The organism is Nocardiopsis rhodophaea, from assembly GCF_039530945.1.
In the GTDB taxonomy this organism is placed as follows: domain Bacteria; phylum Actinomycetota; class Actinomycetes; order Streptosporangiales; family Streptosporangiaceae; genus Nocardiopsis_C; species Nocardiopsis_C rhodophaea.
Window position 1 is genome coordinate 76113 of sequence record NZ_BAAAPC010000004.1, and the last position, 21908, is coordinate 98020.

Sequence of the window (21908 nt, forward strand, 5' to 3'; positions counted from 1 at the left end):
AGGGTCCCTGTCAGGAGAACACGCGGGGACCCTCCGACGCGATGCCGATCGCGGGATCAGCCGGCCGACCCCAGGCGGCTGGCGACCATGGCCAGCAGCTCCTTCCAGGACTTCTCGAACTTCACGACGCCCTCGTCCTCCAGGAGCTTCACGACGTCGTCCATGTCGATCCCGACCTCGGCCAGGGCCGCCAGGTCGGCGCGGGCCTGAGCGTAGCCGCCGCGCACGGTGTCGCCGACGATCTCGCCGTGGTCGGCCGCGGCCTCCATGGTGGCCTCGGGCATGGTGTTCACGGTGCCGGGCGCCACCAGCTCGGTGACGTACACCGTGTCGGGGTACGACGGGTCCTTGACGCCGGTGGACGCCCACAGCGGACGCTGCGGCTGGGCACCGGCCGCCTCCAGGGCCTTCCAGCGCTGCGAGCCGAAGACCTCCTCGTAGGCCTCGTAGGCCAGGCGCGCGTTGGCCAGGGCGGCGCGGCCGCGCAGCTCCTTGGCGGCGTCCGTGCCGATCGTGTCGAGGCGCTTGTCGACCTCGGTGTCGACGCGGCTGACGAAGAACGACGCGACCGACTGGATACGGGACAGGTCGTGCCCGTTCTCCTTCGCCTTCTCCAGACCGGCCAGGAACGCGTCCATGACGGCCCGGTAGCGCTCCAGGGAGAAGATCAGGGTGACGTTGACGCTGATGCCCTCCGCGAGCGCCGCGGTGATGGCCGGGAGGCCCTCGACGGTGGCCGGAATCTTGATCATCAGGTTGGGACGGTCCACCATCCACCACAGAGCACGCGCCTCGGAGATCGTGCGCTCGGTGTCGCGGGCCAGCCGGGGGTCGACCTCAAGGGACACCCGGCCGTCGGTGCGGTCGGTGGAGTCGTACAGCGGGCGCAGGACGTCGGCCGCCCAGCGGATGTCGTAGCCGGTGATGAAGCGGACCGCCTCGTCCACCGAGACGCCGCGCGCAGCCAGGTCGTGCAGCTGCGCGTCGTAGGCGTCGCCCTCCTTGAGCGCCTTTTCGAAGATCGTCGGGTTGGAGGTCACGCCGACGACGCTGCGGGTGTCGATCAGCTCCTGGAGGTTCCCGGAGCGGAGCCGCTCGCGGCTGATGTCGTCCAGCCAGACGGCGACGCCCTCACCGGACAGTTTGTGCAGCGGATTCGTCATATAGTCTTCGCCTCTTCACTCGTCGGGCGCCAGGCCGTGTCCCCGGGCACCCTGCCTGGCGGGGCGCCGTTGTGGTGCGCGGCGCCCGAGCCGCAGTGGGGTCCTTTAGGTGCGGTGAAGGATCCCCTAGTACAACACTCAGTTTCCGGTTGTCGTTCCCCGCTCACCGCCGACCTTGGCGATGCTGGCGTGCACCGCGGCGACGACGCGGTCCGGGGTGATCCCGAACTGCTCGTAGAGCGTCTGGTACGGGGCGGAGGCACCGAAGTGCTCCAGGCTCACCGTCTCGCCGGCGTCGCCGATGAACTCGCGCCAGCCCATGCCGATGCCGGCCTCGACCGCGACGCGGGCGCGCACCGACGGGGGCAGCACGTGCTGGCGGTAGGCGTCGTCCTGCTCGGCGAACCACTCGACGCTCGGCATGGACACCACGCGGGTGGGGATGCCGGAGGCCTCCAGGCGCTCGCGGCCCTCCAGAGCGATGGCGACCTCGCTGCCGGTGGCCAGGATGATCGCCTCGGGCTTGCCGTTGGACGCCTCGGCGAGGATGTAGCCGCCCTTGGCGGTGTCCTCGGCGTCGCCCAGCTCGGAGCGGTCGAGGGTGGGGACGTTCTGCCGGGTCAGCGCCAGCGCGACGGGGCGGTCGCCGTTGCACATGATGGTGCGCCAGGCCACCGCGGTCTCGTTGGCGTCGGCCGGGCGGACCACGTCCAGTCCGGGAATGGCGCGCAGCGCCCACAGCTGCTCGACCGGCTGGTGGGTGGGGCCGTCTTCGCCCAGGCCGATGGAGTCGTGCGTCCACACGTAGGTGACCGGCAGCTTCATCAGCGCGGCGAGCCGGACCGCCGGGCGCATGTAGTCGCTGAACACCAGGAAGGTGCCGCCGTAGGGGCGGGTGGGGCCGTGCAGGGCCATGCCGTTGAGGATCGCGCCCATGCCGTGCTCGCGGATACCGAAGTGCAGCACGCGGCCGAACCGGTTGCCGGAGAACGCCTTGGTGGAGTACTCCTCCGGGATGAAGGAGGGCTCGCCCTTGGGCGTGGTGTTGTTGGACCCGGCGAGGTCGGCGGAGCCGCCCCACAGCTCTGGCAGTACCGGCGCGATGGCGTTGAGGACCTCACCGCTGGCCTTGCGGGTGGCCATGCCCTTCTCGCTGGCCTCGAAGACGGGAAGCGCGTCCTCCCAGCCGTCGGGCAGCTTGCCCGCGGCCAGCCGGTCGAAGAGCTCGGCGCGTTCGCCGACCTGGCGGCGCCAGCCGTCGAAGGCCTCCTCCCACGCCGTGCGCGCGGCGCGGCCGCGGTCGACGGCCTTGCGGGTGTGGGCCAGCACGTCCTCGGGGACGTCGAAGGAGACCTCGGGGTCGAGCCCCAGGACCTTCTTTGTCTCGGCGACCTCGGCCGCGCCCAGCGCGGAGCCGTGGACCGCGCCGGTGTTCTGCTTGCTCGGCGCGGGCCAACCGATGATGGTGCGCAGTTTGATGAAGGAGGGGCGCTCGGTCTCGGCCTGGGCGGCCAGGATCGCGCGGTGGAGCGCCTCGACATCCTCGGTGTAGGAGCCGTTGGCGGCCCAGTCGACCTCTTGGACGTGCCAGCCGTAGGCGGCGTAGCGCGCGGCCACGTCCTCGGAGAACGCGATCTGGGTGTCGTCCTCGATGGAGATGTGGTTGTCGTCCCACAGGAGGATGAGGTTGCCCAGCTTCTGCGTGCCGGCGAGCGCGCTGGCCTCGTGGCTGACACCCTCCTGGACGTCGCCGTCAGAGCAGATGGCGTAGATGAAGTGGTCGAAGGGGCTCTCGCCGGGCGCGGTCTCGGGGTCGAACAGGCCGCGCTCGCGGCGCGCCGCCATGGCCATGCCCACGGCGTTCCCGATGCCCTGGCCCAGGGGCCCGGTGGTGGTCTCCACGCCAGCGGTGTGCCCGTGCTCGGGGTGGCCGGGGGTGAGGCTGTCCCACTGGCGCAGCCGCTTGATGTCGTCCAGGCTCAGCCCGTACCCGGCCAGGAACAGCTGGATGTAGAGGGTCAGGCTGGAGTGGCCGCAGGACAGGACGAAGCGGTCGCGGCCCACCCAGGACGGCTCGCTCGGGTCATGCCGCATCATCTTCTGGAAGAGCAGGTAGGCCGCTGGAGCGAGGCTCATCGCGGTCCCCGGGTGGCCGGAGCCCGCCTCCTCGACCGCGTCCATTGCCAGGGCACGGACCACATCGACGGCACGCCGGTCGAGGTCCGACCAGTCAAGGGCTTGGGAAGTGTCGATGTTCACGCGGGCTTCAGGGCTCCTTTCGCGCATCCAGCCGATACCCGGACACCTCGGCCGGGGACCGTGAATGTGAGGTTGTCCATCTTTATGGTGATCTGCCGTGCGATCCGCGCGCGCAGAAGCGCTGGCACGGCGCGGCGGCCGACTCGTGACGGCGCGACCGCGTACCCCGGAGGACGCGGCAGGTGTGACCAACTGCGAGCTTACCGCCCACATGGACGCCGCGCTTGTCCGGGATGTCACAAATGAGCTTATGTCCCCACAACTGAGCACGGCCATAGCGTCGAAAGCGTGGCGTGCCGGGCGTTCCGGCGCAGGATATGGAAAGCTGCGGACCACGGCCGAAGCCGGCCGGGTGGCGGAAGGAGGGCGCGCCCTGCCGCATACTCGGGCAAGGGCGGGCGCGGAGGGACGAACCGCCGGGGCGGGTCGAACCCCGGTCAAAGAAGCGCCGCACGAAGTACTACAGTATGTCGTTGACGGGGCATACGGCACCTTGACCTGGCGTCTGGAGTGACCTGGATCCCCGCTGTGGCGAGCAGTGTAGATCCCTGATTTCTTTGAGGTTCAGCGTGTCTTTGTCCGTAAAACGGATCATCCCCGTCGTCATCCCCGACGAAGCGGCCCCCGCGCGGCCGGGAACACGGCGGCACTCATGGCACTGATGAACCGATCCCCTCGCGGCGGGTCCGAGACGCCCGCTGATACGCCCCCCGCGGGCGCGTCCCGCGGCGCCCCCTCCTTCGGCGACTACGTCCGCGCCTACGTCGCACTGTCCAAGCCCCGCGTCATCGAGCTGCTGCTCATCACCACCATCCCGGTGATGTTCGTCGCGGCCGGAGGGGTACCCCCGCTGTGGACCGCGGTCGCCACCCTGCTGTTCGGCACCATGTCGGCGGCGAGCGCGAACGCCATCAACTGCTACATCGACCGCGACATCGACCAGGAGATGCGGCGCACCCGCCGCCGCCCTGTCGCCATGGACCAGGTCACCCCGCGCGGCGCCATGATCTACGGGCTGGTGCTGGCCGCCGCCTCCACCGCCGGCTTCGCGGTGTTCGTGAACTGGCTGTCGGCGGCGCTGTCGCTGTTCGCGATCGCCTTCTACATCTTCGTCTACACGATGCTGCTGAAGCGGCGTACCGCGCAGAACGTCGTGTGGGGAGGCATCGCCGGGTGCATGCCGGTCCTCATCGGATGGTCGGCCATCACCGAGCGCCTCGACTGGGCGCCGTTCATCCTGTTCCTGGTCGTGTTCTTCTGGACACCGCCGCACACCTGGGCACTGGCCATGCGCTACCGCGAGGACTACGCCGCCGCCAAGGTCCCGATGCTGCCGGTGGTCGCCGGTGACCGCCGGGTCATGCTGGAGTGCGTGGCCTACAGCTGGGCCACCGTCCTGGTGTCGCTCCTGCTGTGGCCGGTCGCCGGGACCACGCTGGTCTACCCCCTGGTGGCTGCCGTCCTGGGCGCCCTGCTGCTGGTGCAGGCGCACCGGCTCCTGGCCAAGGTCAACGCCGGGGTCAGCGGGGCGAGACTGCAGACGATGGGCTTCTTCCACCTCTCCAACGCCTACCTGGCCCTGCTGTTCTGCGTCGTCACCATCGACCCGCTGCTGGTCGGCATCCTTCCCTGACCTGCGCAGTCAGCGTCTGCGCGGCCCGTCCCCCGCGCGGATCCGCCGGGGGCGGTGCCGCGCCCCTGCCGCGGCCGCGGCGCCCCCGCGCCCTTCCGAACCACATCCGACCGGCGCGGACGGGCCCCCAGGAGCCCCGGACCCGTTACCATCTGGGGCCATGCCCGCACTTGACACCAAGGCCATCCTCCAGGGGCGCAAGCCCGGTCGATCCACCAGCCTGACCATCGGCATCACCGTCGGCACACTGTGCACGCTGGGGATGATCGGCTACCTGCTCCTGTCGGGGCTGGCCCAGGGCGGTGTCCACGGCATCCTCGGGTTCCTGCTGAGCCTGCTCGCGGCCGTCATCCCGGTCGCCATCCTCATCCCTCTGATCCTGCTGCTGGACCGGCTGGAACCGGAACCCGGGTCGATGCTGGTGTTCGCGTTCCTGTGGGGCGCGGGCGTCGCGGTGGTCGTCTCGTTCATCCTCAACACCCTGGGCATGGAGGCGGTCGCCGTCCCCGTCTTCGGCGCCGACCTCGGCCACATGCTGAGCACGTCCGTCGGCGCCCCGCTCGTCGAGGAGAGCGCCAAGGGCATCGTGCTGCTCCTGCTGCTGTGGCGGCGCCGCCACGAGATCGACTCCTTCACCGACGGCGTCACCTACGCCGCCATGGTCGCCACCGGCTTCGCCTTCACCGAGAACGTGCTGTACTTCCTCAGCTCGTTTTTCTCCGAGGGCTTCTTCGGCCTGGTCTTCACCTTCGTGCTGCGCGGCCTGGTCGCCCCGTTCGGGCACCCGATCTACACCTCGATGATCGGCATCGGCGTCGCCTATGCCGCGATGAACCGCGGGGTGCTGCGCTTCCTGGCCCCCGTGGCGGGCTGGGTCGCCGCGGTGCTGCTGCACGCGCTATGGAACGGTTCGACGTTCTTCGGCTGGGTCGGGCTGGGTGTCGCCTACCTCGTGCTCTTCTTCGTGCTGATGGGGATCGTGGTGATCGCCGTACAGGACCGGCGCCGCCAGGTTGAGGCGATCTCCTCCTACCTGCCCACCTACACCCCCACCGGTCTGGTGACCCCCGCCGACATCCGGATGCTCAGCTCGATGAAGGGCCGCCGCGGGGCGCGGGCCTGGGCGCAGCGCAACGCCGGGCAGCGCGGGCGCCAGGCGATGAAGGACTACCAGCTCGCCGCGACCGAGCTCGCCCTGCTCCACCAGCGCCTGGACCGCGGGGTGGCCCGCCCCCACTGGGAGGGGCGCCGCGACTCCTTCCTGGCGCTGATGCACGTGGCGCGGGAGGCGTTCCTCGGCCGGGTCCAGCAGCCGGTCGCCCCGGGCTGGGCGGCTAACCCCACCGACTCCGGCTTCCTCAAGCGTGCCGACTTCGCCCACGTCATCGCCAGTGCCCAGGACCAGCGCGGGCAGCGCCCCACCCCGCCTCGGCCGACCGGCGGCGGGCCAGCCCAGCAGGGGCGCCAGGGGCCGGGCACCCCGCCTAGCGGAGATCAGCCGCGGCCGGGTCCGCACGGCCCCGAGGGGCCCGCTCAGGGCCGCTGATGGCCACGCGCTCGGCTGTCGCGAAGTAGAGCCGCAGGATCGCGATCCACGTCAGCGCCGACCCGAGCACATGCAGCACCACCAGCCCCTCGGGAAGGCCCAGCAGGTACTGGGTGTAGCCGATCACGCCCTGTCCGAGGATCACGGCGATGAGCAGCCACGACTGTGTCCGCGCGGTGCGGGGCGCGTCGCTCCGCGCCAGCAGTACCGCCATGGCGACGGCGCCGATGAGCGTGCACCAGGCCAGCGCGGAGTGGATCCGGACGACGAGGACCATGTCGAAGCCCCAGCGCGGTGCCTCCGCGTCCCCGCCGTGCGGGCCGTTGCCGGTGACCACGGTTCCGGCGGCCAGCAGCACGAAGCCGAGCACGACGAGCGCTGTGGCAAGGTGGCGCGCGGCGGGGGCGACGGTCAGTCGCAGCTCGCCCTGCGGCTCGCGGCAGCGCACGTAGAACGCCACCGTCAGGATGACGACGAGCGTGGAGAGCAGAAAGTGCGCGGCCACCGAGGCCGGGTGCAGCTTGCTCCACACCGTGATGCCGCCGACCACGCCCTGGCCCAGGACGCCGACGGGGATGATCGCCGCCAGGCGCGTCAGATCGCGGCGGCGCGGTCGCATGCGCAGGCAGGCGACGAGCACGATGATGCCGACCGCCATCACGAGGAAGGTCAGCGTGCGGTTGCCGAACTCGATGGCGGCGTTGATCGCGGAGTGGTCGGTGGCGACGGGAACGAAGCTGTCCTCGGTGCACTTGGGCCACTCCGAGCAGCCCAGCCCCGACGAGGTCACCCGCACTGTCGCGCCGGTGACGGCGATGCCCGCGTTGAAAATGATGTTCCCCAGCGCCCACCAGCGCAGCGTGCGGGTGGTCGGATTCCAGATGGTCCGGGCGAGCAGGACCAGCGCGACGACGCCGGCGACGGCGAACGCGACCTGCCAGGCCCACAGGGGGACGGAGAGGAATTCGATAGCGTCCGTCGCGAGCGCGGCCGGACCGGGGTCACCAATCATACGACGAACTGTAGTAGACGACGGTGGCCGCCCTCGTCAGGGGCGAGCCGGGCGGTCGGTGGTGTCGCGGGGCCGACCCCGCGGTCGTGTGCGGGCGGCCCGCGGCCCGGGGGAGAGACTAAGAGGCTAGGAGACGGGGCCGGTGCCGGGTGGCCGGGGCGTCGCGGCCCGTTGTTCTCTGTCGTCCTGTGGGCCCGGGTCGGGGCGCGGGCGCCGCGCGCGGGTGGCGCCCGCGCTGGCACCGACCACGCAGGCCACAGCGATCCACTGCCACACCGACAGCAGTTCGCCGAGCAGTACCAGCCCGATCAGCGCGGCGGCCGCTGGTTGCAGGCTCATCAGGATGCCGAAGACCCGCGGCGGCATGCGGCGCAGCGCGTGCATCTCCAGCGAGTAGGGCACCACCGACGACAGCACCCCCACCGCCAGGCCCAACAGCAGCAGACGCGGGTCCAGCAGCGCGGTGCCTCCCGCGGCGACCGCGGCGGGGGAGAGCAGCACCACGCCCGCCAGGCTGGCGATCGCCAGTCCGGAGGTTCCGGTGAACCGCCGCCCGGTGGCGGCGCTGAGCAGGATGTAGCAGGCCCACGCCCCGGCCGCGAGGAGGGCGAAGGCGAGCCCCGCGAGGTCGATGGCGCCGTCGCCGCGGCCGAGCAGCACGACGCCCGTACCGGCGAGCACCACCCACACGAGGTCCAGTGCGCGCCGGGAGCCGATGAGGGCGAGGGCAAGCGGGCCGAGGAACTCGACGGTGACCGCGATCCCCAGCGGGATGCGCGCGATGGCCTGGTAGATCGCCCAGTTCATCCCGGCGAGCGCCATCCCGAAGCCGAGGACGACCAGCCAGTCGGCCCGGGTCCGTCCGCGCAGGGCGGGCCGGGCCACCACCGTGAGCAGAACGGCCGAGGTGAGCAGCCGCAGCCACACCACCGTGCTCGGCGGCAGCACGGCGAACAGGTTTTTGGCGATCCCCGCGCCCGCTTGCACGGACAGGATGCCGATCAGGATCATCCCTGTCGGCGGGACCGCGTCACCGGCTGTGCGCAGCAGGGTTCCGGCGCTCGGCAGTCGGCCCCACAGGGCACCCCCGCGATCGTTCACCGCTGTGTTGGCACTCACGACCGACCATCCTACGAATGACGTGGGGGAGCTCACGCCGTTGAACGGCTCTCATTGGCGCGAGTGCAGGTCAGCGACGCTTACCGTGTCCAAGTGCCGTGAAGGGCCCTGAGCCGGGGTCCGCCACCGCACGCGGGGACCGGCCGCACGGCCCGGACTCGACGGATTCCTCCGGGCGCGCCAGGAGCCGCCCACGCCGCACCTTCCGCGCCCGACGCGCGCGGTATGGCACGGCCGCGGACCGCCCGGCGGGCGCCGGCCGGAATCGACGGGGGAATCCATCGGAGCGGGCCGGAAAGCGTCCGCCCGGTCACACCATCGACCTGTCGGCACGGGCGCCGTCGCGCCCGCAACGGAAACGGATGCCACTGTGGCTGTATCGCAGGCGGAACGGGCACCGCTGCAGGAGGAACACTCCCGCCCGGACAGGGGCGGTCGTGGCGCCCTCGGCCTGCCCATGGCGACCGCACTGGTCATGGGCAACATCGTCGGCATCGGCATCTTCCTGCTCCCGGCCGAGATGGCCGGCTTTGGCACGGTTAGCCTGGTGGCGTTCGCGCTGGTGTCCCTCGGTGCTGTGGCGCTTGCCGCCGTCTTCGGCCGCCTTGCCGCGCGACTGCCCGCACCCGGCGGGCCCTACGCCTATGCCCGCGCCGCCTTCGGGGACTTCACCGGATTCTGGATCGCCTGGTCGTTCTGGATCACCACGTGGGCCGGGATCGCCGGGATCGCGGTGGCCTGGACCGGCTACGCCAACCACTTCCTGGGCTGGGAGTCGAACGAGGGGCGGGCCGCCGTCGCCCTGGCCGGTGTCTGGATCCCGGCCATGATCAACCTGCTGGGCGTGCGCGTTATGGGCGCCATCCAGGTGATCAGCACCATCGCCAAGTTCGTTCCGCTGGTGCTGGTGGCGGTCATCGGCCTGTTCTTCATCGACCCGGCCAACTACGGGCCGTTCAACGCCACCGGCGGGTCGCTGCTGACCGCGGTCTCGATGGCTGGTGCCGTCCTGCTCTTCGTCTACTCGGGCGTGGAGAGCGCCTCCGTCGCCGCCGAGAAGGTGCGCGACCCCCGCCGCAACGTCGGCCGCGCCACGGTCATCGGCACGCTGGCCTGCTCCGCCGTCTACCTGCTGTGCCTGGTGTCGATGATGGGTGTGGTCCCGAGCCAGGAACTGGCCGGCTCCCGGGCGCCGTTCGCCCTCGCCGCCGACACCATGTTCGGCGGGGTTTTCTGGGGCTCGGCTGTGGCCCTGATGGCGGTGGTCTCCGGGCTGGGCGCGATGAACGGCTGGATGATGGTGGTCGCCGAGATGCCCATGGCCGCCGCGCGCGACGGCCTGTTTCCCCGGTTCCTGGACCGCGTGAACCGCCGCGGCGTGCCGCACACGGGCGTGCTCGCCGGAGCGGTCATGGCCTCGCTGGTCATCATCGGCAACTTCTATGGCGCGGCGGACGCGTTCCGCTCGATCGTCCTGCTGGCCACCTTCACTTCCGTGGTGCCCTACTTCTTCTCCGCCTGCGCCCAGCTGTACTGGCTGGCCACCGGCGCCCGGCCGGTGAGCGCCGCCCGCCTCGCCGTGGACGCGGTCCTGGCCGCGCTGGCGCTGCTCTTCTCCCTGTGGATGGTGATCGGCGCCGGAGCCGAGGCGACCTTCCAGGGCGTGATCATCATGCTGCTGGGGGTGCCGATCTATACCGTCGTCAAGGCCCGACGCGAACGCGAGCGAGCGAGCGGAGGCGTCGATGCCGCTCCGGCCGGAGGCCCGGTTGCTTCGGCGGTGGAGTGAGTGAGGAGTGTGAGCGCGGGGGTGGTGCTGTCGCGAACGCGATCGAGCGAGCGGAGGCGTCGATGCCGCTTCGGCCGGAGGCCCGGTTGCTTCGGCGGTGGAGTGAGTGAGGAGCGGGAGCGCGGCGTAGCCGCTCCTACCAGCTCCTGACCCTCACCACCCCGGTGGGAAACGGCGCCGCGCCGGTCCCACCGGGGTTCGCGGAGAGCGCGCGGGGAATGTTTCCGGCGTTGCGAATTCGCGAGAGAAACCGAGGCACCATGGGGTTTTCGGTCGCGTCGGAGGTGGGGCGGCTCCGTCAGGTGGTCGTCCACCGCCCGGATCTGGAACTTAAACGGCTCACCCCGTCGAACAACGACGAGCTGCTCTTCGACGATGTCCTGTGGGTCCGGCGCGCCCAGGAGGAGCACGACGCCTTCGTCGAGCAGCTCTACGACCGGGGCATCCGGGTGCACTACTTCCACCGGCTGCTCCGGGACGTCCTGGAGATCCCCGAGGCCCGCGCCTACGTCCTCGGCAGCATCCTGGACGACCGCTTCTTCGGGCCGATGGCGGTCGACGCTATTCGCACCGCCTTCGACGCCATGGACGCCGAGACGCTGTGCCGCTTCCTCATCGGCGGCATCACCAAGCGCGAACTGCTCCAGCGCATGACCGAGCCCAGATCGGTCTGGTTCCACACCCTCGGCACGGACGACTTCGTCCTCACCCCGCTGCCCAACCACATCTTCACCCGCGACACCTCCTGCTGGCTGTACAACGGGGTCTCCATCAACCCGATGCGCAAGAAGGCGCGGCGCCGCGAGACCATCCACTACGAGGCGGTCTACGCCTGGCATCCGATGTTCGCCGGGGCCGACTTCGAGGTCTGGAACCCCGGCCGGGCGTGGGCTCCGGCGACTATCGAGGGCGGCGACGTCATGCCTATCGGCAACCGGGCTGTGCTGATCGGGCTGAGCGAGCGGACCCGGCCGCAGGCCGTGGAGCTGCTCGCGCACGAACTCTTCGCCCGCGGCGGAGCCGACCGGATCCTCGGACTGTGGATGCCCAAGGCTCGCGCGGTGATGCACCTCGACACCGTGATGACCAACGTGGACTACGGGGTGTTCACCAAGTACGCGGGTCTGGGCATGCTGCCGTCCTACACCATCGAGCCGGGCGACAACGAGAAGGAACTCAAGGTCACCGACCACCCGCCCGACGACATGCACCGCGCGATCGCGCACGCCGCGGGCCTCGACGACATCACGGTGCTCACCCCCACCCAGGACGTGTTCTCCACGGAGCGCGAGCAGTGGGATGACGGCTGCAACGTCTTCGCGGTGGAACCGGGCGTGGTGATCGCCTACGAGCGGAACATGACCTCCAACACCTCCCTGCGCAAGAACGGCATCGAGGTCATCACCATCGGCGGCAGCGAACTGGGCCGGGGAAGGGGCGGGCCGCACTGCATGACCTGCCCGATCGAGCGCGACGCCTGAGCGGGCGCGATGGCGTCAGGCCCCCGGGGGTCTGACGTTCTGACCCGCCGGGAGCGGGCGGCTCCACACGACGACGGCCCCGACAGTAACCAGAAGGAGGGGCGGTCCCAGATGTCGAACCAGCACACACCGGGGCACCCCAATGACGTCCCCCGAGCGACCCTGCCGATGCGACCGGACACTCCACCGCACCTTTGCCGGGGCGGTCAATCGACGGGGGAGTCCGGAGAATTGGTGGGATTCCCATCCCACCGGCGTGTAGCTTGTGCCTATGAGCGTACGCAAGCTCTCGATCTCGGTCCCACCTGAGGTCGAGGAGATGATCAAGGCCTCTGCTGCCAAGGAGGGCCAGCCGGTGTCCGCCTGGCTGGCACATGCGGCCGTGCAGCAAGCGATGGAGGCTGCCCGCATCGAGGAAGGCCGAGAGGCAGCCCGGGAACTTGTAGCCGAGTATGAAGCGGAGTTCGGGCCGCTGCCGGAAGAGTCTCGGGAGAAAGCGCGCGAATTCATGCGGGAGGCCGGGTTGCTGGACGATCAGTGGCCGGCGGCGGGTTGATGCGCCACATCGTTTACGACACAGGCGCTTTGATCGCGGCGGAACGGCGCGCTCCCGACATGCTGTCCCTGCATGACGAGGTGACGGGGGCGGGGCTGTGCCCGATCGTGCCGGTCGTTGTTCTGGCTCAGGCGTGGCGCGGTGGCCCTCAGCAGCGTCTATCCCGCCTGCTCAAGGGATGCGACATTGTGCCAGACGACGCGGCCATAGGGAGGGCTGCCGGTACCGCCTGTGGTGCAGCCGGTACGTCCGATATTGTCGACGCAATTGTTGTCACGACCGCTCTCCAGAGCAACGCTTCGATCGTTACGAGTGACCCGGACGACCTCAATCGAATCGCTGGTGGAGTCAGCGTCAAGCTTCGGCTCTACGTCGTGTGACGTTTCGTTTTACTCCCAGCGGAAGAAGCGGGCGGCCAGCGCCGCTCCGATGGCTGCCCAAGCGGCCAGCACGACGATGGGGAGCACCGAGGGGGAGGCACCCTCGGTCAGAACGGAGCGGAGGCCGGAGGCCAGCGCCGTGATCGGCAGCGCCTCCAGTACCGGCTGCACAGCGGACGGGAAGCGGTCGACCGAGAAGACGACGCCGCCGAGGCCCAGCAGCACCACGTAGACGAGATTGGCGGCGGCCAGGGTGGCCTCGGCGCGCAGGGTGCCGGCCATCAGCAGGGCCAGCGAGCTGAACGTGGCGGTGGCCAGCACGATGAGCAGGGCGGCGTACAGCGCGCCGATGACCCCGCCGTGGGGCGACCAGCCCAGGGCGAGAGCGACACCGCAGATCACCGCGATCTGCAGGGCCTCCACGGCGACCACGGCCAGGGTCTTGGCCGCGATCAGGCCGAACCGCGACAGCGGGGTCGCTCCCAGGCGCTTCAGTACGCCGTAGCGCCGCTCGAAGCCGGTGCCGATGGCCTGTCCGGTGAACGCCGTGGACATCACGGCCAGGGCGAGGATGCCGGGGGCGAGGAAGCCGACGCGGGAGCCCGCTCCGATGTCGAGGACCGAGGTCAGGCTGAACCCGACCAGCAGCAGCACCGGGATGACCATGGTGAGCAGCAGCTGCTCGCCGTTGCGCAGCAGGATGCGCAGTTCCATTGCGGCCTGCGCGCGCACCATGCGGTGCATGGGCGCCGCGCCCGGCGCGGGGGCGAACGTCGTCGGAGAGTTCTGGACGGAGTTGCTGCTCATGTCTCGCGGAGGTCCCGGCCGGTGAGGTTGAGGAAGACGTCTTCGAGGGTACGGCGCTGCACGCGCAGGTCCTGGGGGAGGACACCGTTGGCGGCGCACCAGGTGGTGACCGTGGCCACGAACTCGGGGCCGATGTCGTCCGCCGCGGCCGTGGTGATGGCGTAGCGGACCACGTCGTCCTCGTGGTCCCGACCGGGCCGGTCGCCGGAGGCCTCATCGGACCGCACCTCGACCCGGCTCTCGGGCGGCAGCGCGGCGAGCAGGCTGTCGGTGTCGAGCCCGCCCTTCGCCGCGAAGCGCAACTCCTGGCGGGCGTCGGTGAGGTCGTCGGTGGTCCCGTCGGCGACCACGCGGCCGTGGTCGATGATCACCACACGGTCGGCGAGGCGCTCGGCCTCTTCCATGTAGTGCGTGGTGAGCACAACGCCGACCCCGGCGGCGCGCAGCTCGCGGATGAGGTCCCAGGTGGCCATGCGCGCCTGCGGGTCGAGCCCGGCGGTCGGCTCGTCGAGGAAGACGAGCTCGGGGCGGCCGATGACGGCGGCGGCCAGCGACAGCCGCTGCTGCTGCCCGCCCGACAGGCGACGGAAGGGGGTCGTGGCGACCGAGAGTAGGCCGAGCCGTTCCAGGAGCGTGTGCGGCGGGATGGGCTGGGCGTGGAACGAGGCCACCAGGCGCAGCCATTCCCCGGCGCGGGCGCCGGTGGGGACCCCGCCGGACTGCGGCATCACGCCGACCTTGGGCTTGAGCGCGGCGGCGTCGGCCACGGGGTCGAGGCCCAGCACACGGACCCGGCCGGAATCGGCTGACCGAAACCCCTCGCAGATTTCGATGGTGCTCGTCTTGCCCGCCCCGTTGGGGCCCAGCAGCGCGGTCACCGCGCCGCGGGGTGCGGTGAACGACAGGCCCGCCACGGCGGTGGTGTCGCCATAGCTCTTGACCAAGTCGGAGACCTCGACCGCGGCTGTGCTCATGGAGTGAGAGTCTACGGCCGGTCCGCGGGCGCCTTGCACACCCCCGTCCGTTTTGCAAGGGGCTGGGGGTATCTCGCGGAAAGGTGCCGCCGTCCGCTGCCGCGCCGGCGCGGCAGCGGACATCGCAAAAAAGTTCGGTCGGGTCGGCGGGAATATCCACCGTCCTGTCGCGGTCGTGACCTGTGGTGGGGCGCGTTTTCCCTTCCCGGTTCCGTCTCACATCGTGGTCAGTCCGTATCGTCCCGCGAGAATTTCAGCGCGCGACCCCGGCGCCGCGGGTGGAGGTCAGGGCGGCGTGCGTCGAGAAATGCCTGTTAGGCAAGGCTTGCCTGCGTGAGTAAGCGCACGGAGTGGCGGTTGCCCGCAGGGACTGATTTACGCCACACTGATGTTGTGAAAAAGGTGAGCAGCAAACGACGAGTAGACGGGAGCGCCGATTCCGGCGCGCCCCGGGTGCCCGTCGGTCCGGAGCGGGGGGCCGAGACCGGTACCCGCGCGCGGGTGGCGCGGCTCATTCTGGAACACGGTCCGATCACGGCGTCCACGCTGGGGGAGCGCCTCGGACTGACACCGGCGGCCATTCGCCGCCACCTTGACAACTTGATGGATGAGGGAATGGTGGAGGCCCGCGATGCCCGTCCGCACGGGCGCCGCGGACGGGGCCGCCCGGCCCGTGTCTTCGCCATCACCGAAGCCGGCCGTGATGCGTTCGTGCACGGATACGATGACCTGGCCTCCAGCGCCCTGCGTTTTCTCGCTGAGAAGGCGGGCCCCGAGGCCGTCACCGAGTTCGCCCGGCTGCAGGTCGCCGATTTGGAGCGCCGTTATCGGCCGCTGCTCGAATCCGTACCCCCGCAGCAGCGGGTCCGGTTGCTCGCCGAGGCGCTGTCCAGCGACGGCTACGCGGCGACGGCGGGTGAGGCCCCCGCCCCCGGTGGCGGCGAGCAGCTGTGCCAGCACCACTGCCCGGTGGCGCACGTCGCGGCGGAGTTCCCGGAGCTGTGCGAGGCCGAGGTCGAGGCCTTCGCCCGGCTGCTGGGGACGCCGGTGCGGCGGCTTGCGACCATCGCCCACGGCGACGGCGTGTGCACCACACACGTCACTCCCCGCGACATCGCCCGAGAGGACCCGCCCGAAACCCCGTGAAGCAGGCCAGGGCGGCAATGACAGCAATGCCAGATGAAGGACGTCTGAGTCCAGGAGGATCCGCGTAATGACGTCTATCGCGCACCCCGAGCTCGAAGGGCTCGGAACCTACGAGTACGGCTGGGCCGACCGTGACGAGGCCGGAGCCTCTGCTCGGCGCGGTCTGAACGAAGAGGTCGTCCGCGACATTTCGGCCAAGAAGGGTGAGCCGGAATGGATGCTGAAGCGTCGGCTCAAGTCGCTGAAGCTCTTCGACAAGAAGCCGATGCCCTCCTGGGGTGCCGACCTTTCGGGGATCGACTTCGACAACATCAAGTACTTCGTCCGCTCCACGGAGCAGCAGGCCGCCTCCTGGGAGGACCTGCCCGAGGACATCAAGAACACCTATGACAAGCTCGGCATCCCCGAGGCCGAGAAGCAGCGCCTGGTCGCCGGTGTCGCCGCGCAGTACGAGTCCGAGGTCGTCTACCACCAGATCCGCGAGGACCTGGAGGAGCAGGGCGTCCTCTTCCTCGACACCGACACCGCGCTCAAGGAGTACCCCGAGATCTTCGAGGAGTACTTCGGCACCGTCATCCCGTCCGGCGACAACAAGTTCGCCGCGCTGAACACGGCGGTGTGGAGCGGCGGCTCCTTCATCTATGTTCCCAAGAACGTGCACGTCGAGATCCCGCTGCAGGCCTACTTCCGGATCAACACCGAGAACATGGGCCAGTTCGAGCGGACCCTGATCATCGTCGACGAGGGCGCCTACGTCCACTACGTCGAGGGCTGCACCGCGCCGATCTACAAGACGGACTCGCTGCACTCCGCGGTCGTCGAGATCATCGTCAAGAAGAACGCCCGCTGCCGGTACACGACCATCCAGAACTGGTCGAACAACGTCTTCAACCTGGTGACCAAGCGCGCCGTCGCCTACGAGGGCGCCACCATGGAGTGGGTCGACGGCAACATCGGCTCCCAGGTGACCATGAAGTACCCGGCCGTCTACCTGATGGGCGAGCACGCCAAGGGCGAGACCCTGTCCATCGCCTTCGCGGGCGAGGGCCAGCACCAGGACACCGGCTCCAAGATGGTGCACTGCGCGCCGAACACCTCCTCGACCATCGTCTCCAAGTCGGTGGCCCGCGCTGGCGGCCGCGCCTCCTACCGCGGCCTGGTGCAGGTGCAGGAGGGCGCCGCGCGCGCCAAGTCCACGGTCAAGTGCGACGCGCTGCTGATCGACACCATCAGCCGCTCCGACACATACCCCTACAACGACCTCCGTGAGGACGACACCGAGCTCGGCCACGAGGCGACCGTCTCCAAGGTCAGTGAGGACCAGCTCTTCTACCTGATGAGCCGGGGTCTGGACGAGGACGAGGCCATGGCGATGATCGTGCGCGGCTTCGTCGAGCCCATCGCGCGCGAACTGCCCATGGAGTACGCGCTGGAACTGAACCGGCTGATCGAGCTGCAGATGGAAGGAGCGGTTGGTTAAGTTGGCCAGCCCGAATCTCGGAATCAAGGAACACTCCCACGGCGACGTGGAGCTCCCGATCTCCAAACTCGACGTGCACGGCTCGTTCGACGTCGACGCGTTGCCGGTGCCCACCGGCCGCGAGGAGGAGTGGCGCTTCACCCCGCTGCGCCGCCTGCGCGGTCTGCACGACGGCCGGGACATCAGCGACGGTTCCGTCAAGGTCGAGACACGTGCGCCCGCCGGGGTCACGGTCGAAACCGGTGTCGGCTCCGACGACCCCCGCCTGGGGACCTCGTTCCTGCCCACCGACCGTGTGAGTGCGCTGGCCTACCGCGACTTCGACAAGTTCGACGGCGCCACCGTCGTCACCGTGCCCAAGGAGACCGAGGTCTCCGAGCCGGTCTTCATCACGACCACCGGCACCGAGCAGGGCGACGCCTATGGCCACGTGCTGGTCCGCGTCGAGCGCCACGCCTCGGCCACCGTCGTCCTGGAGTACGCCGGGTCCGCGGTCTACGCCGACAACATCGAGTTCATCGTCGACGACGGTGCCAAGCTCACGGTGATCAGCCTGCAGGACTGGGACACCGACGCGGTCCACGTCGCCCACCAGTACACCAAGGTCGGCCGCGACGCCCGCTTCAAGAGCCACGTGGTCACCCTCGGCGGCGACCTGGTGCGGATCTCCCCGAAGGTCGGCTACACCGGCCCTGGGGGCGACGCCGAGCTGCACGGCCTGTACTTCACCGGCGACAACCAGCACCACGAGCACCGCTCGCTCATCGACCACAACGTGTCCAACACCCGCAGCCGCGTCAACTACCGTGGCGCGCTCAGCGGCGAGGGCGCGCACGGCGTGTGGATCGGTGACGTCATCATCGGCGAGGGCACCGAGGGCACGGACTCCTACGAGCACAACCGCAACCTCGCGCTCACCGACGGCACCCGGATCGACTCCGTTCCCAACCTGGAGATCTTCACCGGTGAGGTCGAGGGCGCCGGGCACGCCAGCGCCAGCGGCCGCTTGGACGACATCCACCTGTTCTACCTCCAGTCGCGCGGTATCCCGGAGGACGAGGCGCGCCGCCTGGTCATCCGCGGCTACTTCGCCGAGCTGATCAACACGATCGAGATCCCGGAGCTGCGCGACCGGATCATGGACGAGGTCGAGGAGAAGCTGGCCCGCCATGAGTAACGACGGATTCACCAAGGTCTGCTCGCTGAACGACATCCCCGAGGAGGGGGCGCTCGGCGTGGAGGTCGATGGCACTCCGGTGGCCGTCGTCCGCAGCGAGGGCGAGGTGTTCGCGATCAGCGACATCTGCTCGCACGCCGAGGTGAACCTGTCCGAGGGGGAGGTCGAGGACGGCGCGATCGAGTGCTGGCTGCACGGTTCGTGCTTCGAGCTCTCGTCGGGCAAGCCGATCAACCCGCCGGCGACGCAGCCGGTCTCCACGTACGCAGTCAAGATCGAAGGCGATGACGTGCTCGTCTCGCTGGACACGAAGAATTCCTGAGGCTGATTCACACATGACGAAGTTCGAACTCCGCGGGGTGCGCGCCGATGTCCTCATCGGCGCCGAAGAGCGCGAAGAGATCCTCAAGGGCGTCGACCTCACCATCAACTCCGGTGAGACGCACGCGATCATGGGCCCCAACGGCTCCGGCAAGTCCACCCTGGCCTACGCGATCGCCGGCCACCCGAAGTACGAGATCACCGCTGGCGAGGTCCTCCTCGACGGCGAGAACGTGCTGGAGATGAGCGTCGACGAGCGCGCCCGCGCCGGCCTGTTCCTCGCCATGCAGTACCCCGTCGAGGTCCCGGGCGTCTCGATGTCCAACTTCCTGCGCAGCTCGGTCACGGCCGTGCGCGGCGAGGCCCCGAAGCTCCGCGCCTTCTCCAAGGAGCTGCAGGGCGTGATGTCGGACCTGTCCATCGACTCGTCCTTCGCCGCCCGCGGCGTCAACGAGGGCTTCTCCGGCGGTGAGAAGAAGCGCCACGAGATCCTCCAGCTGGAGCTGCTCAAGCCCAAGATGGCCATCCTCGACGAGACCGACTCCGGCCTCGACGTCGACGCCCTGAAGGTCGTCTCCAAGGGCATCAACCGGGCCAAGGAGAACCACGAGATGGGGGTCATGCTGATCACCCACTACACCCGGATCCTCAACTACGTGAAGCCGGACTTCGTGCACGTCTTCGCCGACGGCCGGATCGCGGAGTCGGGCGGCCCGGAGCTGGCCGACACCCTGGAGTCCGACGGCTACGAGCGGTTCGTGAAGGCGGGCGCTTAATCGTGGCGACGAGCGAGCTGGCGCTGCTCGACGTGGAGGCCATCCGGGCGGATTTCCCGATCCTCGCCCGGACGGTCCGCGACGAGCGCCCACTGGTGTATCTCGATTCCGGGGCGACCTCCCAGAAGCCCCGGCAGGTCCTCGATGCCGAACGCGAGTTCTACGAACGCCACAACGCGGCGGTGCACCGAGGCGCGCACCAGCTCGCGGAGGAGGCCACCGACGCCTATGAGGCCGCGCGGGCGACCGTCGCGGCCTTCATCGGGGCCCAGTCCGACGAAGTGGTGTTCACCAAGAACGCCACCGAAGCGGTCAACCTCGTCGCCTACGCCATGAGCAACGCGGCCACCAGCGGGGACTCCTACGCCCGCTTCCGCGTCGGCCCGGGCGACGAGGTCGTCGTCACCGAGATGGAGCACCACGCCAACCTGGTGCCCTGGCAGGAGCTGTGTCGGCGCACCGGTGCGACGCTGCGCTGGTTCTCGGTCACCGACGAGGGCCGCCTCGACCTGTCCGCCATGGACGAGCTGGTCAACGAGCGCACCAAGATCGTGGCCCTCACCCACCAGTCCAACGTGCTCGGCACCATCAACCCCGTGCGGACCATCGCCGATCGGGCGCACGAGGTCGGTGCGCTGGTCGTGGTCGACGCCGCCCAGTCCGTGCCGCACATGCCGGTCGACGTCCGTGACCTCGGCGCCGACTTCCTGGTGTTCTCGGGGCACAAGATGCTCGGCCCCAACGGCATCGGTGTGCTGTGGGGGCGGCCGGAGCTGCTCGCCGCGATGCCGCCGTTCATCACCGGCGGGTCGATGATCGGCGTCGTGTACATGGACCACTCCACCTGGGCCGAGCCGCCGCAGCGCTTCGAGGCCGGAGTGCCGATGTCGCCCCAGGCCGTTGGCTTGGCCGCCGCGTGCGACTACCTGAGCGCCCTCGGGATGGAGAAGGTGTTCGCCCACGAACACGCGCTCACCGAGTACGCGCTCAAGCACGTCGGCGCGCTCGACGGTGTGCGGATCGTCGGCCCGATGGACAGCGACCAGCGCGGCGGCGCGCTCTCGTTCACCGTGGACGACATCCACCCGCACGACGTCGGCCAGGTCCTGGACGACCAGGGGGTCGCGATCCGCGTCGGACACCACTGCGCGTGGCCGCTGCACCGCCGTTTCGGAACGGTGGCCACCACCCGGGCCTCGTTCTACCTGTACAACACGTTTGCTGACATCGACGCGCTGGTCGAAGGCATTAAGGCGGCTCAGCGGTTCTTCGGGACCGCCGAGGCGCGGTGAGGGTGAGGATAGCCACAGCGATGCGTTTGGACGCGATGTACCAGGAGATCATCCTGGACCACTACCGCAACCCGCACAACAAGGGGCTGCGCGACCCGTACAACGGCGAGGCGCACCATATCAACCCCACCTGCGGCGACGAGGTGACGCTGCGGGTGACGCTCACCCCGCCCGACGGTCGCGAGCTCGACGGAAGCGCCGTCGTCAGCGACGTCTCCTACGACAGCATGGGGTGTTCGATCAGCCAGGCCAGCGCCTCGGTACTGACCGACCTGCTGATCGGAAAGACGGTTGACGAGGGCATGCGGACGCTCGACGCCTTTAACGAGCTGATGCACTCCAAAGGCCAGGGCGAGCCCGACGAGGACGTCCTGGAGGACGCGGTGGCCTTCGCCGGTGTGTCCCAATATCCTGCCCGTATCAAGTGCGCCCTGCTCGCCTGGATGGCGTGGAAGGACGCGACCGCCCAGTCCCTGGACAAGGAGAAGGAGGGCGCCTCATGACGGACAACGAGTCGGCCGAGGCCGTGGCGGCCCCGGAGCAGAGCGCGGCCGGCGGCGACGAGGCGCTGAGCGAGGAGATCGCCGAGGCGCTGAAGGACGTCATCGACCCCGAGCTGGGCGTCAATGTCGTCGACCTCGGACTGCTGTATGGCGTCAACGTCGACAAGGACGCCATCACCCTCGACATGACGCTGACCAGTGCGGCCTGTCCGCTGACCGACGTCATCGAGGACCAGGCCACCAGCGCGCTGGACGAGTTCGAGCGTGACGTCAAGATCAACTGGGTCTGGATGCCGCCGTGGGGTCCGGACAAGATCACCGAGGACGGCCGCGACCAGCTGCGCATGCTGGGCTTCAACGTCTGACCTTCTCCCGGCCGGGGCGGTCGGATCGAGCAACTTCCTTCAGGGGCGAGCGCGAACGCGCTCGCCCCTGACGCTTTATGCCCGGACACGAGCCGCTCGGCCTGAACGGCCCGCCCCGACCTCCGCGCG

The 21908-nt window shown here is 69.6% G+C and carries 20 protein-coding genes; 14 read left to right on the top strand and 6 right to left on the bottom strand.

Annotation, left to right across the window (positions count from 1 at the left end; genetic code table 11):
• Nucleotides 1-56: 56 nt before the first annotated feature.
• Nucleotides 57-1163 carry a transaldolase gene (gene tal, locus ABD259_RS05595; protein WP_344099820.1) on the bottom strand — a complete coding sequence of 369 codons (1107 nt, stop codon included), beginning with the start codon at nt 1161-1163 and terminating at the stop codon, nt 57-59.
• A gap of 138 nt (nt 1164-1301) precedes the next feature.
• Entirely contained in the window at nt 1302-3422 is a 2121-nt protein-coding gene (gene tkt / locus ABD259_RS05600; RefSeq protein ID WP_344099822.1) for a transketolase, read from the bottom strand.
• A gap of 652 nt (nt 3423-4074) precedes the next feature.
• Between tkt and ABD259_RS05605 the strand changes: the two genes are divergently transcribed.
• The gene (locus tag ABD259_RS05605; RefSeq protein ID WP_344099824.1) at nt 4075-5055 is read left to right on the top strand and encodes a heme o synthase; all 981 of its coding nucleotides are present in this window, start codon (nt 4075-4077) and stop codon (nt 5053-5055) included.
• Between the two features lie 160 nt (nt 5056-5215).
• Nucleotides 5216-6601: a PrsW family intramembrane metalloprotease gene (locus ABD259_RS05610; protein WP_344099826.1), complete on the top strand. Its 1386-nt coding sequence runs from the start codon at nt 5216-5218 to the stop codon at nt 6599-6601.
• Here ABD259_RS05610 and ABD259_RS05615 read toward each other — a convergent pair.
• Both ABD259_RS05615 and ABD259_RS05620 read right to left on the bottom strand, forming a co-directional pair.
• Nucleotides 6540-7613 (bottom strand): COX15/CtaA family protein, encoded by a 1074-nt coding sequence (locus ABD259_RS05615; RefSeq protein WP_344160629.1) that lies wholly within the window; start codon nt 7611-7613, stop codon nt 6540-6542. The genes ABD259_RS05610 and ABD259_RS05615 overlap by 62 nt on opposite strands.
• A gap of 126 nt (nt 7614-7739) precedes the next feature.
• Nucleotides 7740-8624: an EamA family transporter gene (locus ABD259_RS05620; RefSeq protein ID WP_344100249.1), complete on the bottom strand. Its 885-nt coding sequence runs from the start codon at nt 8622-8624 to the stop codon at nt 7740-7742.
• A gap of 478 nt (nt 8625-9102) precedes the next feature.
• Between ABD259_RS05620 and ABD259_RS05625 the strand changes: the two genes are divergently transcribed.
• The 4 genes from ABD259_RS05625 to ABD259_RS05640 all read left to right on the top strand — a co-directional run bounded on the left by ABD259_RS05625 (nt 9103) and on the right by ABD259_RS05640 (nt 12938).
• The gene (locus ABD259_RS05625) at nt 9103-10521 is read left to right on the top strand and encodes an amino acid permease (protein ID WP_344160632.1); all 1419 of its coding nucleotides are present in this window, start codon (nt 9103-9105) and stop codon (nt 10519-10521) included.
• A gap of 260 nt (nt 10522-10781) precedes the next feature.
• A complete protein-coding gene (locus ABD259_RS05630; protein ID WP_344099833.1) occupies nt 10782-12002 on the top strand; it encodes an arginine deiminase in 1221 nt (406 codons plus the stop codon).
• A gap of 271 nt (nt 12003-12273) precedes the next feature.
• On the top strand, nt 12274-12558 hold the full coding sequence (locus ABD259_RS05635; RefSeq protein ID WP_344099835.1) for a hypothetical protein: 285 nt from the start codon (nt 12274-12276) through the stop codon (nt 12556-12558).
• Complete coding sequence (locus ABD259_RS05640; protein ID WP_344099837.1) at nt 12558-12938, top strand: PIN domain-containing protein; 381 nt, start codon at nt 12558-12560, stop codon at nt 12936-12938. The genes ABD259_RS05635 and ABD259_RS05640 overlap by 1 nt, the downstream gene beginning before the upstream one ends.
• 9 nt (nt 12939-12947) lie before the next feature.
• Here the strand turns inward: ABD259_RS05640 and ABD259_RS05645 are convergent, their stop codons facing one another.
• Complete coding sequence (locus ABD259_RS05645) at nt 12948-13745, bottom strand: ABC transporter permease (RefSeq protein WP_344099839.1); 798 nt, start codon at nt 13743-13745, stop codon at nt 12948-12950.
• Nucleotides 13742-14719: an ABC transporter ATP-binding protein gene (locus ABD259_RS05650; protein ID WP_344160635.1), complete on the bottom strand. Its 978-nt coding sequence runs from the start codon at nt 14717-14719 to the stop codon at nt 13742-13744. The genes ABD259_RS05645 and ABD259_RS05650 overlap by 4 nt, the downstream gene beginning before the upstream one ends.
• A gap of 402 nt (nt 14720-15121) precedes the next feature.
• Here ABD259_RS05650 and ABD259_RS05655 point away from each other — a divergent pair, with 402 nt between their 5' ends.
• The 8 genes from ABD259_RS05655 to ABD259_RS05690 all read left to right on the top strand — a co-directional run bounded on the left by ABD259_RS05655 (nt 15122) and on the right by ABD259_RS05690 (nt 21779).
• Entirely contained in the window at nt 15122-15865 is a 744-nt protein-coding gene (locus ABD259_RS05655) for a helix-turn-helix transcriptional regulator (RefSeq protein WP_344099843.1), read from the top strand.
• A 67-nt stretch (nt 15866-15932) separates the two neighbouring features.
• The gene (gene sufB / locus ABD259_RS05660) at nt 15933-17345 is read left to right on the top strand and encodes a Fe-S cluster assembly protein SufB (protein WP_344099845.1); all 1413 of its coding nucleotides are present in this window, start codon (nt 15933-15935) and stop codon (nt 17343-17345) included.
• A 1-nt stretch (nt 17346) separates the two neighbouring features.
• Complete coding sequence (gene sufD, locus ABD259_RS05665; RefSeq protein ID WP_344160639.1) at nt 17347-18522, top strand: Fe-S cluster assembly protein SufD; 1176 nt, start codon at nt 17347-17349, stop codon at nt 18520-18522.
• On the top strand, nt 18515-18844 hold the full coding sequence (locus ABD259_RS05670) for a non-heme iron oxygenase ferredoxin subunit (protein WP_344099849.1): 330 nt from the start codon (nt 18515-18517) through the stop codon (nt 18842-18844). The genes sufD and ABD259_RS05670 overlap by 8 nt, the downstream gene beginning before the upstream one ends.
• A gap of 13 nt (nt 18845-18857) precedes the next feature.
• Nucleotides 18858-19619, top strand: coding sequence for a Fe-S cluster assembly ATPase SufC (gene sufC, locus ABD259_RS05675; protein ID WP_344099851.1), 762 nt, complete (start codon nt 18858-18860; stop codon nt 19617-19619).
• A gap of 2 nt (nt 19620-19621) precedes the next feature.
• Nucleotides 19622-20911, top strand: coding sequence for a cysteine desulfurase (locus ABD259_RS05680; protein ID WP_344160642.1), 1290 nt, complete (start codon nt 19622-19624; stop codon nt 20909-20911).
• Nucleotides 20912-20931: 20 nt separating this feature from the next.
• Nucleotides 20932-21414, top strand: a complete 483-nt coding sequence (gene sufU / locus ABD259_RS05685; protein WP_344099855.1) for a Fe-S cluster assembly sulfur transfer protein SufU — start codon at nt 20932-20934, stop codon at nt 21412-21414.
• A complete protein-coding gene (locus ABD259_RS05690) occupies nt 21411-21779 on the top strand; it encodes a metal-sulfur cluster assembly factor (RefSeq protein WP_344160645.1) in 369 nt (122 codons plus the stop codon). Before sufU ends, ABD259_RS05690 begins: the two co-directional genes overlap by 4 nt.
• Nucleotides 21780-21908 lie beyond the last annotated feature (129 nt).